Source organism: Mycobacterium sp. SMC-15 (assembly GCF_045310925.1).
In the GTDB taxonomy this organism is placed as follows: Bacteria; Actinomycetota; Actinomycetes; order Mycobacteriales; family Mycobacteriaceae; genus Mycobacterium.
The window spans coordinates 400,872-414,667 of sequence record NZ_JBJIAJ010000002.1; the positions used below are offsets into that span (position 1 = coordinate 400,872).

At 66.5% G+C, this 13,796-nt stretch carries 11 protein-coding genes; 6 read left to right on the forward strand and 5 right to left on the reverse strand.

Annotated elements, in window-relative coordinates; genetic code table 11:
• Positions 1 to 32: 32 nt before the first annotated feature.
• On the forward strand, positions 33 to 779 hold the full coding sequence (locus ACJH71_RS04655) for an oxidoreductase (RefSeq protein WP_406756861.1): 747 nt from the start codon (positions 33 to 35) through the stop codon (positions 777 to 779).
• A gap of 436 nt (positions 780 to 1,215) precedes the next feature.
• On the opposite strand, the gene ACJH71_RS04660 is transcribed toward ACJH71_RS04655, so the two are convergent.
• Positions 1,216 to 2,082, reverse strand: coding sequence for an HAD-IB family hydrolase (locus ACJH71_RS04660; RefSeq protein ID WP_406756862.1), 867 nt, complete (start codon positions 2,080 to 2,082; stop codon positions 1,216 to 1,218).
• A gap of 445 nt (positions 2,083 to 2,527) precedes the next feature.
• On the opposite strand from ACJH71_RS04660, the gene ssd reads away from it, so the two are divergent.
• Together ssd and ACJH71_RS04670 are read left to right on the forward strand one after the other, a co-directional pair.
• The gene (gene ssd / locus ACJH71_RS04665; RefSeq protein WP_406756922.1) at positions 2,528 to 3,592 is read left to right on the forward strand and encodes a septum site-determining protein Ssd; all 1,065 of its coding nucleotides are present in this window, start codon (positions 2,528 to 2,530) and stop codon (positions 3,590 to 3,592) included.
• On the forward strand, positions 3,589 to 4,623 hold the full coding sequence (locus ACJH71_RS04670; protein WP_406756863.1) for a TadA family conjugal transfer-associated ATPase: 1,035 nt from the start codon (positions 3,589 to 3,591) through the stop codon (positions 4,621 to 4,623). The genes ssd and ACJH71_RS04670 overlap by 4 nt, the downstream gene beginning before the upstream one ends.
• A gap of 151 nt (positions 4,624 to 4,774) precedes the next feature.
• On the opposite strand, the gene ACJH71_RS04675 is transcribed toward ACJH71_RS04670, so the two are convergent.
• Positions 4,775 to 5,464 carry a TetR/AcrR family transcriptional regulator gene (locus tag ACJH71_RS04675; RefSeq protein ID WP_046284848.1) on the reverse strand — a complete coding sequence of 230 codons (690 nt, stop codon included), beginning with the start codon at positions 5,462 to 5,464 and terminating at the stop codon, positions 4,775 to 4,777.
• A gap of 206 nt (positions 5,465 to 5,670) precedes the next feature.
• On the opposite strand from ACJH71_RS04675, the gene ACJH71_RS04680 reads away from it, so the two are divergent.
• The 3 genes from ACJH71_RS04680 (at position 5,671) to ACJH71_RS04690 (ending at position 9,840) form a co-directional block, all read left to right on the forward strand.
• The gene (locus ACJH71_RS04680; RefSeq protein ID WP_046284847.1) at positions 5,671 to 6,129 is read left to right on the forward strand and encodes a PaaI family thioesterase; all 459 of its coding nucleotides are present in this window, start codon (positions 5,671 to 5,673) and stop codon (positions 6,127 to 6,129) included.
• Positions 6,130 to 6,219: 90 nt separating this feature from the next.
• Entirely contained in the window at positions 6,220 to 6,654 is a 435-nt protein-coding gene (locus tag ACJH71_RS04685) for a DUF6188 family protein (protein ID WP_046284846.1), read from the forward strand.
• Positions 6,655 to 6,723: 69 nt separating this feature from the next.
• Positions 6,724 to 9,840, forward strand: a complete 3,117-nt coding sequence (locus tag ACJH71_RS04690) for an MMPL family transporter (RefSeq protein WP_082108291.1) — start codon at positions 6,724 to 6,726, stop codon at positions 9,838 to 9,840.
• A 112-nt stretch (positions 9,841 to 9,952) separates the two neighbouring features.
• Here the strand turns inward: ACJH71_RS04690 and ACJH71_RS04695 are convergent, their stop codons facing one another.
• Genes ACJH71_RS04695 through ACJH71_RS04705 form a run of 3 tightly spaced genes read right to left on the reverse strand, consistent with a single transcriptional unit; the run spans position 9,953 to position 13,780 of the window.
• The gene (locus ACJH71_RS04695) at positions 9,953 to 10,366 is read right to left on the reverse strand and encodes a hypothetical protein (RefSeq protein ID WP_046284845.1); all 414 of its coding nucleotides are present in this window, start codon (positions 10,364 to 10,366) and stop codon (positions 9,953 to 9,955) included.
• A complete protein-coding gene (locus tag ACJH71_RS04700) occupies positions 10,363 to 12,591 on the reverse strand; it encodes a tyrosine-type recombinase/integrase (protein ID WP_046284844.1) in 2,229 nt (742 codons plus the stop codon). Before ACJH71_RS04700 ends, ACJH71_RS04695 begins: the two co-directional genes overlap by 4 nt.
• Positions 12,575 to 13,780 carry a tyrosine-type recombinase/integrase gene (locus ACJH71_RS04705; RefSeq protein WP_109401152.1) on the reverse strand — a complete coding sequence of 402 codons (1,206 nt, stop codon included), beginning with the start codon at positions 13,778 to 13,780 and terminating at the stop codon, positions 12,575 to 12,577. Before ACJH71_RS04705 ends, ACJH71_RS04700 begins: the two co-directional genes overlap by 17 nt.
• Between the last annotated feature and the right edge of the window lie 16 nt (positions 13,781 to 13,796).

A 13,796-nucleotide genomic window follows, 5' to 3' on the forward strand; every position in this document is an offset into this window, starting at 1 on the left:
GCCTAATCACCTCGCCGGTAGTGTCACAGCCCGTGACCACTGCGGAGGATCCACTGGCCCCGTTAGCTGCGCTGCCCGGTGTCGCCGAGGCCAGTGAGCAGGTTCGCGACGAGCTGGCTCGGGTGCACCGGCACAAGACCAACATGCGGGGCTGGCCGGTCAGCGCCGCGGAGGCTTCGCTGCGGGCGGCCCGGGCGTCGTCGGTGCTCGACGGGGGCCCTGCGGCGGTGGACGCCGCCTCAACCTCCGATCCGGTGTTCGCCGGTGCCCTGCGGGTGGCCCAGGCTCTGGAAGGCGGCGAGACCACGCTGGTCGAGGTGTGGCGGCGTGCCCCGCTGCAGGCCTTGGCTCGGCTGCATGTGCTGGCCGCCGCGGACTTGGTCGAGGAGGAGCGCCTCGGGCGGCCGGAAGGCGGCGCGGCCGTCGGGCGCCGGCTGGAGATGCTGGCCGACCTGGCCACCGGCGGCACCTCGGTGGCCGCCCCGGTCTTCGCCGCGGTGGTGCACGGCGAACTACTGACGTTGGCGCCGTTCGGCAGCGCCGACGGTGTGGTGGCCCGCGGCGCGGCCCGGCTGGTCACCATCGCCAGCGGATTGGACCGTCACGGGCTGGGCGTCCCCGAGGTGACCTGGATGCGCAACGCCCGTGACTATCGACGGGCGGCGACGGAATTCGCGAGCGGTTCGGCGGAGGGTGTCACCGCCTGGCTGCTGCTGTGTTGCGGCGCGATGCGCACCGGTGCGCTCGATGCGCTGGGGATAGCTGAGGCGGGTCGCTAGGCCCCGATTCGGGCCGCTGGACGCGGACGCAGAACGAACGAAGCGGGCGGCGTGCCGAATGATTCGGCTCGCCGCCCGCTAGCACGGTACACGGTTACCAAGCGTCCAACTTGGGCTGCGTGGGTGGCCTCGGCGCTCCTGCGGTGTTCTTCGGCTGCAACCCCACCCAAAGGGCTGACAACACCGATCACGTTCCGCAATTACGCAGGCCCGCAACACTTCTGCCATCTTCGCGGCTGTGGCTCCGCGTGGGTACCGCTCTCCGTACTGGGAAGTGCGGTTCGGGAGGTCGATCCTTCTCTTCCGGGTCGACCCTGGCCTTACCGGCTTCCGTGCTTCCTTTGTACTACGTGACGCACGACACAGCAAGGGTCAATCGCATACCGCGTGTGTCGTGTCATCGGATTGTGATCAGCGATGTTTGCTGGAAGCGAGTTCAGGGCACCAGTCGGCGCAGCAGGGAGTAGGTCAGCGCGCCGGCGGCCAGTGCGCTGACGCCGACCGCGGCGGTGGTGGCCAGCGCGGCACCGGAGGGCGCCGGGATGCGGTCACGCAGCGACACCGGCCGCGAGAAGGTCAGCACCGGCCAGCCGTTGGCGATCGCCTCTTTGCGCAGCGCGCGGTCGGGGTTGACCGCCGATGGGTGTCCGACCACCTGCAGCATCGGTAGGTCGGTGATCGAGTCCGAGTAGGCGTAGCAGTGCTCCAGCGGGTAGCCCTCGCGGGCGGCCAGTTCGCGGATGGCCTGCACCTTGCCTTCGCCGTAGCAGTAGAACGCGATCTCGCCGGTGTACTTGCCGTCGGCGACGACCATCCGGGTCGCCATGGCGTGGGTGGCGCCCAGCGCCCGGGCGATGGGCGCCACGATCTCCTCCCCGGAGGCCGAGACCACCACCACGTCGCGGCCGCAGAGTTTGTGATCGGCGATCAGCTCGGCCGCCTCCGCGAAGATCAGCGGCGTGACGATGTCGTGCATCGTCTCGTTGACGATGGCCTTGATCTGTTCCACGTTCCAGCCGGTGCACATGTTGGTCAGGTGGGCGCGCATTCGCTCCATCTGATCGTGGTCGGCGCCGGACAACAGCATCAGGAATTGCGCGTAACTCGACTTGAGCACGGTACGACGGTTGATCAGTCCCTGATCCATAAAGGGTTTGCTGAAGGCCAGCGCGCTGGACTTGGCGATCACCGTCTGATCGAGGTCCAAGAAGGCGGCTGTGCGGGTTCGTGGAGCCCCGGAAGGGTCGCCAGATGCCGCAGGTGAGGTAGGCGGTGACTGCGGCTGCGGGGTGGGTGCGGACACCGCCACAGCATAGGTCCGGGAGGCCGACCAACCCGGTGCTACGGCAGAAAGAGCACTTCACACGTAGTGCGAGATTTGAGTCGCCATTCGATAGCAACACTCGCAAACACTTGCGCCGGACCACCCTGTCGTGTGTATAGTGGCATCACTCGGCTTATGCTGAGGGTGTATCGGCCCGACCCCCCGGGGTTGATACGCGACGACCTCCGCCTCCTCCCCCCCTGGCGGGGGTCGTCTTTTTTAACCGGTAATTTGTTCGCCGGAGCCCCCTCTCGCTGACTGGAACGTGTTACAGATCCGGCTTCTCATACCATTAGTTTGGTTTTTTCGATAACGCATTACTTCAAGTTATCCACAGTCGGGAATTTCATCCACACTTGGCGTGAATTGGCTGGCGTCGCGGGGTGTGCCGCACCACGGTGAGGCGGTGAGCACCGCCACCGGCCTGTTGGCCCTCGTCACCCAACCGGCATTACGCGACGAAGTGGACCGGGTGGCCGCGGCCGTGGGTGTCCGCGTGATTCACCTGGGCGCCGCCACACCGAACCGCAGGGCCTGGTCCGCTGCTGCCGCCGTAGTACTCGACGAGCAGGCTGCCGCCCGCTGCGGCCCGGCCCGGCTGCCGCGCCGCCCCCACGTCGTCGTGCTCACCACCGGCCGGCCCACCACCGTCGCCTGGCAAGCCGGCGTGGTCGTCGGGGCGCAACGGGTCCTCGCGCTGCCCGCCGAAGCTGACGAGCTGGTGGCCGAGCTGGCCGAAGCCGCCGAGTCGGTGCGGGATGGGGCGCGCCGCGGCGACGTCATCGCGGTGATCGGCGCACGTGGGGGAGCGGGCGCATCGTTGCTGGCAACGGCGCTGGCCCAGCAGGCCGGTGATGCGCTGTTGGTCGACCTGGACGCTTGGGGCGGCGGTATCGATCTGCTCGCCGGTACCGAGAACGCCGCCGGACTGCGCTGGTGCGACCTGACGCAGCACAGCGGGCGGCTGACTTGGCCGGCGCTGCGCGGAGCCCTGCCCCGACACCACGGGGTGAGCGTTCTGTCCGGCGCTCGGCGGGGCGACGCGGCCCAGGAGTCCCCTGGAGTCGAAACCGGCCCCGTCGATGCCGTCGTGGATGCCGGCCGTCGAGGCGGGGTGACGGTGATCTGCGACCTGCCCCGGACGTGGGCCGATCCGGTCGAGACCGCGCTGAGCGCCGCCGATCTCGTCGTGGTGATCAGTCCCTGCGACGTGCGGTCGTGCGCGGCCGGTGCCTCGATCGCACCGCGTCTTCGCGCGCTGAACCCCAATGTCGGCCTGGTGGTACGGGGGCCGGCTCCCGGCGGACTCCGAGCCGCGGAGGTGGCCGAGATCGTCGGACTGCCCTTGCTGGCCGCATTGCGGGCCGAGCCGCGACTGGCCGAGCGACTCGAACATGCCGGCCTGCAGTTGCATCGGCGTTCGGCACTGGCGGCGGCGGCCGGACGAGTTCTCGAAATGTTGCCCCAGCGGAAAGCTTTGGCATCATGAGGGATTCGTTGATCGACCGGGTCCGGGAGCGGCTGGCGTCGGAGTCCGGGGGATCGTCGGAGCTACGCCCCCAGGCGGTGGCCGCGGCGATCCGGGCCGAATCCGGTGGGGTGCTCGGGGATACCGAGATGCTGTCCAGCCTGCGAGTGTTGCAGACCGAACTGACCGGCGCCGGGGTGCTGGAACCACTGCTGTGCGCGTCGGGCACCACCGACGTCCTGGTCACCGCGCCCGATGCCGTGTGGGTCGACGACGGGGGAGGCCTGCGGCGCACCGAGATCCGGTTCGCCGATGAAGCGGCCGTGCGCCGGCTGGCTCAACGACTGGCAGTGGCGGCGGGCCGCCGGCTCGACGACGCCCAACCCTGGGTCGACGGGCAGCTGCACGGCTTCAACGTCGGAGGCGCCGGCGAGTTCACCGTGCGCCTGCACGCGATCCTGCCGCCCGTCGCTGCCGACGGCACCTGCCTGTCGCTGCGGGTGCTGCGCCCGGCCACCCAAGACCTCGCCGCACTGACCGCCGCGGGCGCCATTGCGCCGCCGGCAGCGGCGCTGCTGACCGACATCATCGCCGCACGACTGGCGTTTCTGGTCTCCGGCGGTACCGGCGCCGGTAAGACGACCCTGCTGGCCGCCCTGCTCGGCGCGGTCAACGAAGGCGAGCGTGTGGTCTGCGTCGAGGACGCCCCCGAACTGCAACCCCGCCACCCGCATCTGGTCCGGCTGGTGGCCCGCGCGGCGAACGTTGAAGGCGCCGGCGAGGTGGGGTTGCGCGAGCTGGTCCGGCAGGCGCTGCGGATGCGGCCGGATCGGTTGGTGGTCGGCGAGGTCCGGGGCGCAGAAGTGGTCGACCTGCTCGCCGCATTGAACACCGGACACGACGGCGGCGCCGGGACCGTGCACGCCAACAACCCCGCTGAAGTCCCGGCCCGCCTGGAAGCGCTTGCCGCACTGGGTGGTCTGGACCGTGCGGGCCTGCACAGCCAGTTGGCGGCGGCCGTCTTATCTGGTGTCGCGAGCATGTGTGTATGACTGTTACCGATTAGGTGCGTCCCGTGCCGATCAGCCTAATCGGGAACGATTGAATCGCACGGTGTGCCCGCCTAGGGATTGCGCGGCTGCCATCCCGGCCCGTTTCTCCTGTCGCCTGCCCGGTTGCACTGATTGCGCCCCGGGAGAGGGCTCACCCCGGGCGGTTGTCGTCTGTGCCCCTTTGACCGTCGGGCTGTGGAACTGCGGATTGGGCTTCCTGGGTCCGGTGAGTGGCCAGGAAGTCGTCGACGATGCGGGCGCAGTCGTGTGCGGTGATGGATCGCAGGCCGGTCATTCGTGCGAACGCGAGTGGTCCGATGAGTTGGCACAGTGCGAGATCCGGGTCCAGGCCGTCGAATTCAGCAGCGGCCTCAATGTCTTGCAGGATGGCGTCGAAGGGCTGCCGGTATTGGTTGATGACCCGCGCTCGCAGCGCCTGCGGGGCATGTTCGGTGCTGGCGTGATCGATTGTGGTCGGGCCCAGGGCGAGCCAGGCCAGCATGGTGATGTGTGCTGGGGCGTCGGCGAACAGCGCAGACTGTCGGGTGAGCAGTTCGATGAGTCGTTCGCGCAATGTCCCACTGGCCGGCCCGGGTGGGGTTACTTGAGGTAAGAGTCGCTCGAAGGTGGCCGCGAGCAACTGCGATGAGCTGCCGAAATGGCGGTAGAGGGTGGTGCGGGCCACCTTGGAAGCTTTGGTGACCGCCTCGATGGTGACGGCTTCGATGCCACCGCTGCTGAGCAGCGCGGTCGCGGCGTCGAGCAAGCGGTTGCGCGACCGGGTCCGGCGGGGGTCAATATCGTCGTCATCGGGCACCGGCGGTACCTGCTCGCTGCTCACACCCACTCACCCCTCGCCTCATTCCAGATTCCCGACCAATTACCCGCGTCACCGCCCGTAACGGGTACCGTACCAACGGTAGCGCAGCGAAACTATGTGTACCGAAGGTGTCGTTGGTGGCCGATCACTCACCGCATCACGATGTCGCGTCCGGCCGCTCGGGTGCGGCACGGCCTGAGCTGCTGCCCGCACATACTCGGACGTGTATGGGTTGCGGACCGCAGAATCCGCACGGTCTGCAGCTGGTGGTTTACCGCAGCGGCGACACGGTGTACGCGGACGTGACTTTCGACGAACGCCACGTCGGCGCGCCCGGTCTGGCGCACGGCGGGGCGGTCGCCGCCGCCTGCGACGACGTGCTGGGGTTCGCGCTGTGGATTGCCGGCGCGCCCGCTGTGACACGCAGCCTGACCGTCGAATACCTCCAGCCGGTCGTGCTGCATCGATCCCACCGCATCACCGCGCACATTGCCTCCCGGGAAGGCCGCGTGCTGCACATCGGCGCAACCGGCACCGACCCCGAGGGGGCCACCCGATTCACCGCAAATGCGGTGTTCGTCGTGGTCACCGCCGATCACTTCGCCGCCTATGGCGACGTAGCAGCGTTCGAACATCTTCTTCGGCGGCTCGGGGACAACGGGGCGCCGAGCGATCCGGAATCCTGACCCGCAACCCGTAACGCTATTACTAGTAGCGCAGCGCTACTTGCCGTACCATTTCAGTGCAGACCGGTTGGGCGTCGACGGAGGTGCGCGATGTACACCACGTGGATCGAAGGTTGCACCGTGCAGCGGATGTCGTTGCAGGGTGATCTGGTGTTGAGCTTTGATGACGCCAACGAGGTAGTCATCAGTTGCCTGCTGTGGCTTGCCCTGCCGGCTAGCGGTGAGTTTCCGGCCGAGGAAGTGCTCATCGACCCGCGCGAGGTCGCCGCCCACCAACGTCCGCTACTGGATCTGGCGGGTGCGGTGTGCACGAAGGCATGCCACGACGATTCCGGTCGGCTACTCCTGAGCTTCTCCAACGGCCTGCGCATCGAGGTCAGCGCCAACGAGCGCGCCACCGCCTGGGAGCTCTACGGCAAACACCACGGTTACATGGCGTGCCTGCCGCACGGCAGGGTCAAGGTGGTCCGCCATGACATCCCCTACGACGAGGACGACAATGCCGGTGCAACGACCCCCAACTAAGGATCTTCGTCATCGCCGGCAGCCGAGTCATTGTGACCGGCGGCAGCGTCTTTCGTGGGCGCAGGCGCGGTGAGTGCGGACAACCCGGGCGGTGCGGGCACGGCAACCCTGCCTGTGCGGGCCCGCAACGGGGTGGCCGATCCGGGCCAATCCAGTGAGTACAGCAGCCGGTTAGCAACACTGGCCGGGTTCACGGTGCGTCATAAAGCACTGGTCATCGGCGGCTGGATCGCCGTCGCCGTGCTGCTTGCACTGGTGTTCCCGCAGCTGGAAACGGTGGTACGGCAGCAATCGGTGAACCTGATCCCCCGCGACGCCGCGTCGTTTCAAACCGTGGACCGCATGAGCGCGGCCTTCGGTGAACAGGGCTCCAAAACGATGCTGGTCGTGGCGATGGAAGACCCCGACGGCTTAACCGCGCCGGTGCGCAACCGCTATGAGCAGTTGGTGGTGCAGCTGCGCGCCGATACCGACCACGTCTTGCTGGTTCAAGATCTGCTCGCCGACCCGGTCACCGCGGCGCATGCGACCAGCAATGACGGCAAAGCCTGGTATCTGCCGGTGGGTGTGGCCGGCACCCTGGGTGACCCCAAGGCCGCCGAATCCGTCCAAGCCGTGCGCGACATCGCCGCCGGTTTATTCGCCGGTTCACCGACGACCGTGCACGTGACGGGCCCGGCGGCCACCTTCAACGACCAGATCGCTGCCGCCGAACACGACCTGCTGCTGATCTCGATCGCCACCGCCGCGCTGATCGCACTGATCCTGCTGATTGTCTACCGGTCGGTGTTCACCGCCTTGCTGCCCCTGCTGGTGATCGGGGTCAGCCTGGCCGTCGGCCGTGGTGTGCTGTCTGTCCTCGGCGAGAGCGGCATGCCCGTCTCGCAGTTCACCGTGGCGTTCATGACCGTGATCCTGCTCGGGGCGGGCACCGACTACACGGTGTTTTTGATCAGCCGCTACCACGAACAGCGCCGCGCACATGTCCCCGCCGATCAGGCCGTCATTCATGCCACCGCCAGCATCGGGCGCGTGATCCTGGCCTCGGCGGCCACCGTTGCGCTGGCCTTTTTTGCCATGGTTTTCGCTCGCCTCAGTGTTTTCGCCGGGCTCGGCCCGGCCTGCGCGGTCGCCGTGCTGGTCGGATTCCTGGCCACCGTGACCCTGTTGCCGCCGGTGCTGGCGCTGGCCGCCCGCCGTGGAATCGGCGAGCCGAAATCCGATCGAACCCGCCGCTACTGGAACAGTGTCGCTGTCGCGGTGGTCCGCCGGCCGGTGCCACTGTTGGCCGTGAGCCTGGTGATCCTGCTGGCCCTCTCGGCCATCGCCACCACGATGAAGATCAGCTACGACGACCGCAAAGGCCAGCCTGCCACCACCGCCAGCAACCAGGGTTACCAACTGCTGGATCGCCACTTCCCCAAAGACGTCGTCATCACCGAATTTCTCGTCGTGGAGAACCCCGACGACATGCGCACCAGCAAAGGTCTGGCCGACCTCGACGAGATGGCCTCCCGGGTCGCCCAAGTATCCGGGGTCACCAAAGTCATCGGGATAACCCGCCCCACCGGCACCCGTCTCGAACAAGCCCAACTGTCTTGGCAGAACAGGCAGATCGGCGACAAGATGGCCGACGCCGTCGCCGATGGCGACGCACGAAAAGGCGACCTCACTCAACTCACCGACGGCGCCGATCAACTCGCTGGCGGCCTGGCCCAGCTCGATGCCGCCCTGCACGCGATCTTGACCCCGCTGTCGGGCGTACTGGCCCGAGCCCAATCCGGTGACACCCTGCTGTGGTCATCTCGACCGTTGCTGCAAGAACTTTCGGCCTCCGCACCCACCGTCGACCAAGCCATCCAATCCGGCCCCGGGCTGCGGTCGCGGGCGGATCAAGCCGAAACCGCCCTCGCCGTGCTGGCCCCCCTCGTCGATGGCCTGAACACTTCCGAGTGGTGTGCCACCACGCCGCAATGCGCGCAAATCCGTAACCAGGTCCGGATCCTGGTGAGTTTGCGCGATAACGGATTCTTCACCGAAGTCGCCACCCTCGGCGATCGCTACAACCCTGACACCGACGCCACCATTGCTGGCACCCTTGCCGACATACAAGCCGCTGCCGCAGCACTTGACAAGGCCTTCGGAACTCAGGGTGATCCCGCGGACCCGGCCGGCAACATCGGCCGGCTCCAAGAGGGCGTCGGCCAACTCGCTTCCGGGGCGCAAGCGCTGGCCGCCGGTGTGCACGCCCTGGCCGACAGCAACATCGAAATGTTGGCTCGGATGGGCCAGGTCGCCGCCCAACTGCAGAACTCGGCCCGCGCCAGCGCCGGCTCTGACGCAGCGAGCGGTTTCTACCTGCCCGCCAGTGCCTTCGATAACCGTCAATTCACCGACGTTGCCAAACAATTCCTCTCACCCGATGGCAAAACCGCCCGCTTTGTCGTCGAATCCAGCTACGACCCCTACAGCGCGCAGGCGATCACCCTCGCCCGCCAGATCGTCGAGACCGCCGACACCGCCCGCCCCAACACCACCCTGGCCAACGCCACTATCGCCGTTGCCGGGTTCCCCGCCGTCAACTCCGACATCCAACGGCTCCTGTCGGCTGACTTCACCCAACTGGCCATCAGCACCCTGGTCATCGTCGGACTCATCCTCATCCTGCTCTTGCGCGCCCTGCTCGCCCCGCTATACCTGCTGGGGACGGTCGTGCTGAACTACCTGGCCTCACTGGGCATCGGAGTGCTGGTCTTCCAATGGGGACTCGGCTACGAAATCGCCTGGCCCGTCCCGTTGCTGGCTTTCATCATCCTGGTAGCCGTCGGCGCCGACTACAACATGCTGCTCGTCTCACGGCTGCGGGAGGAATCCAAACACAACATTCGCGTAGGGGTACTGCGCACCGTCGCCCGCACCGGCTCGGTCATCACCTCGGCCGGAATCATCTTCGCCGCCAGCATGTTCGGACTGATGTTCGGCTCCATCGCGATCATGATCCAAGTCGGCCTCATCATCGGCTGCGGACTCCTACTCGACACATTCCTCGTTCGCACCCTCACCGTCCCCGCCATCGCCACACTCCTGCGCGAAGCCAGCTGGTGGCCCAACACGCCGCGCTCTATCCCACCTCCACACCGTCAGGCCCGCCTGAGCGATCCGTATTACGACACAGGCACCCTGTAACCGCCGCAGATTGGGGGATTACGGCTACGGGTGCGTGGTTTCGGCGCCACAATGGCTGGAATCGCGAGTGAAGTGCAGGCGGTGCCCCAAGCCGTTGTTGCGATGGCACCCATTAGCCGCCGCCCCCTGCACCGTTTCCGGCGTCGAGTTGTCCGTAGAGCAGTGCGATTGTCGATTCTTGTTCGGCAAGCTTGGTTCTCAGTGCGCGGATCTCACCGTCCTTGGCGACCAGTTGGGCACGTAGGGCGGCTACGACGGTGCTCTCGCGGCCCGTCGCGGCGTCGAGCGAAGGCGGCTGGCGTCGGTAGGCGTCGATGATCGCGACGAGGTCGCGGTGCTTGTAGACGGTCTTGCGTTCTACGCCGGCGCGGGCAGCGACGGTGGATATGTTGATGATGGCGTTGGTCTTGCGCAGGTGTTTGATGGCGCGTTCGATATCCCGGCGCTTGGTCTGGGAGATGTTCTTACGGTAGTCGGCCAGGGCGCGGCGGGCGTTATCCGAAGGGGGAGGGGGGCGTTGCCTCATCCGGGTGCGTTGGGGTCGGCTTTGCGTAGAACAGATTCGTGGCTGCCGCGGGTCTTGACCTTCAACAGCGGCAACCGGTTTGAGGCACCAGCACCGCCCACACTGGCTCCGTTCGCGAGGCCCTCGGTGTCGGTGTGCAGACGCTCGATGATCGCGTCCAGAGAGGCGATCTCCCGGCGCCGTTCGTGAATCCACACGTTGTCGTCGGTGAGTTCCCGCCCGCTACGTCGCCGGTACTGTTCGCGGCGGACCTCGATCAAGTTGACGGTCTTGGCGCGCTGCGCGATCAATTCGTCGAGATGAGTGGCGTCGGTGGCGAAATGCCCGCATGACAGACAAGCATTTCCTTTGTCACAGCTCTTCAGCGGAGGAAGCAGGCACACGCCGTTGGGAAGTACCCGATCCGTGCGGGCCGCCAGTTGAGTCATGTCATAAATATCGGATGGACTGATTGCGATATCGGTGCCGTGTGCGCCGACCTTCTTGTGCCGCAGGAATTCTGACTCAGCTGTTGCAGCAAGCGTCGCAGCGTAGCGCAGGGTCATCTCAGGGGATGCGTGCCCAAGGTATCGCTGTACCACGTGAATGGGAACGCCGTCGTTTAGCAACTCGGTGGCCCGGGTATGGCGCAGCCGATGGGTCTGGCTGAACCGCAGCGGACGCCCGGCCGAGTCGGCCAGGCCGTGAACCTTGTCGAGTTTGTTCAGTGCCACACCGTAGGACTGGTAGGTGCGGGCCCGGTGGCCCTGATGCTGGTGGCGCAGTCCGAGGAACAGGTACTTCGGGCTCAGCCCAGGGTAGCGGCGGCGAACCCACTGTTGCTGTTCGGTGATCACGTTGACCACCGCCTTCTCAACCAGGATCGACGGCAGTACCCCGTCGACCTTGGTCTGCTGGTAGCGCAACTTGGCGACGAATGCGTTGGGGTCATCGGAATCTGTGGGGCGTTCCGGGCCGGGAATAGCGGTCAGAGGGTCGAAGTCGAGCATCAGTATCTCCGAGGCTCGGCGTCCGGTCAGCGCCTGCAGCAGCCAGACGCGCGCGGCTTGCGGGTCTCCGAGGCCGGCGACAACCGAGATCGTTGCATCAGGGTGAGTGATGGCCACCGGCATACCGCGATCGGCCGCCAGCACATCGAGGTAGCACAGCATCTGCTGCAATTCCGACGTGGAGAACCACGTCAGCTCCCGCTGCCGGTTGGCGCGGCGCGTTCGAAACGCCGCGCCCCACAGACGCGTGTAGGTGTCGGTGATCTGAGCCCACCGGGGGTCGCCGGTCGCCGCAGCGGCTTCCTCGGCGTGATCAACCATGAAGGCGTAGAACACCTGGGCCTGCGACTGGGTCGAGTCCACCGCGGATGCTGACAACGGCCGGTCTGGTTTGAACTGTGCGGATGGGGATTTCAGGTAGTTGGAGAACTCGGTGAACAACAACCGCAGGGCGGCGCGGTCATCGGCCAACAGTGGGGTGCTGATGTTGCGGGCGGCCAAGAACGGGCCGAGGTGCCTGGCCATGTTGCGAGCACGATCGGCTACCGATGACCAGCGCAGCAATTCCGCGGTTATGGAGGTGCGCAGCCAGAACCGCACGCCCTCACGCAGCCAGGGCGGGTGGATCGCGGCAAGTTTGACGACTTGGTCATGGCTGGGTTCATGTTCGCGCTGTGGTATGCGGGGATCAGCCCGTAGATCCCAGATGTCATGGGCCCACCACGGGGCATCGGTGCAGCGCACCGATACGTAAAGATGCAGGTGCTCGATCAAGGCCACGACCTGGCGCCGAGCCCCCGCGGAGGGCAGGCGGGCGTTGCGGCGCTCAAAGCGCACCACGGCGTGACGTACGACATCCTCGGCCGCGAGGTCTGCAATGCTCACTGGAGGCCGGTGATACCGCTGCTGGTGCTCGGCGGCGGCGTCGGTCAAGGCGACGGCCGTCCACTTCAGCAGGAACGGCTCGATCTTGCGGATTCCTTCGTGGCCGCACAACCACACCCACCACGCCATTTCTTGGCGAAAGCGTTCTGGGACATCGGCGGGGGTGAAGTCGTGGCCGTCGGGATTGTTCAGGTAGCGCTGGTTGCGCACGAACACGGCGTCGAACGGTGCAGCGTCGATGCGGTAGTGCAAAGTTCGCCACGATTCAGGGACCTGCTGCCATTGCCGATCCCACACGGTGGCCGCCGCGGATCCTGCAGAATCGACGTGACTGTTACGGGGTTGAGTCATGGCTCACCTTCCAGCCGGCGACGAAGCTCTTCCACTGCGCGACCGTGCGCATCTCGGCGTCGGCGGTCACCCACCCGTAGATCGACAGCGTGGTCTGCACATCGGCGTGGCCGAGACGGCGCATCACCACGTGTTCAGGCACCCCAGACAACAGCAGAGCTGTAGCGTGGGTGTGGCGCAGCCAGTGAGGAGTCCAGTCCTGCGGCAACACATCAGCATGGGCGGCCGTGAGGGTGTCCACCTTGTCGTAGACGGTTTCCGGGCGCAACGGTGCATAGCGCTGGCCGCGTGCCAGATTGACGAACACGAAGTGCGACGCCAGATCGGCAACCGCGACGTCGGCGGCCCACCCGATCAGCTGCCACACGTACTCGCTGTAGAGGGCTACCAGATCATCGCCGATGTAGATCCGGCGTGCACCGGACTTGGCTCGTACCCCATGGGGGTGATCGTCGCGGCCGGCCACCAGAATCGACGGAGTCTCACCCCCGGTGATATGGAAATCATTGTGGCGCAAAGATAATGCTTCACCTATTCGCATTCCGGTCTCGGCCAGGACGGCGAAGAATAACCGGTCACGCAAACCCGCCTCGCTGCCGGTCCACTCACCCGACGGCGACTGCACACTGCAGCCATCCAGGATGGCGTTGACTTGATCGGGCAACAACACCGGCGTCTCGCTGCGATTGGGTGCACGCCGGCGGTGCACAGGCACCTCCTGATCACGTCGCGGTCCGACACCAGCCAGGGTGGGGGCATAGCGGCGCCGCGAGGATCGGGCGTGGGAGGAAAACAAGCGGCGGTACGGGCGGGTCAAATCGTGGGCGTCGGCGAAGTACCGGTACATCGACAACACCGCAGCCCCCCGCGGCTGCAACGACGACTCGGCCATCCCAGGCCCGGGCTCACCGATACGGACCATGCCCGGCAGATCCCCAGTCCGCAGATAACACAGGAACTCGCCAAACAGGCTAGTGGGAAAATCATCCCAGGCCGCGCCGGTGTGTTCGAGCACCGTCCACCACGCCGATAGCCCGTATGCGTAGGCACGCACCGTATTTGGAGACGCGCCCTGATCTGCGAGGAACCGCAAGTACTCTCGGGCAGGTGCAACGGGTAGCCGATCGGCGCCGACCACCGTGTAGGTATCAGGCCGGTCCGGGAAACACAGCCGCTGCACCCGCGCCACGTTCAGCAGCCTCTCG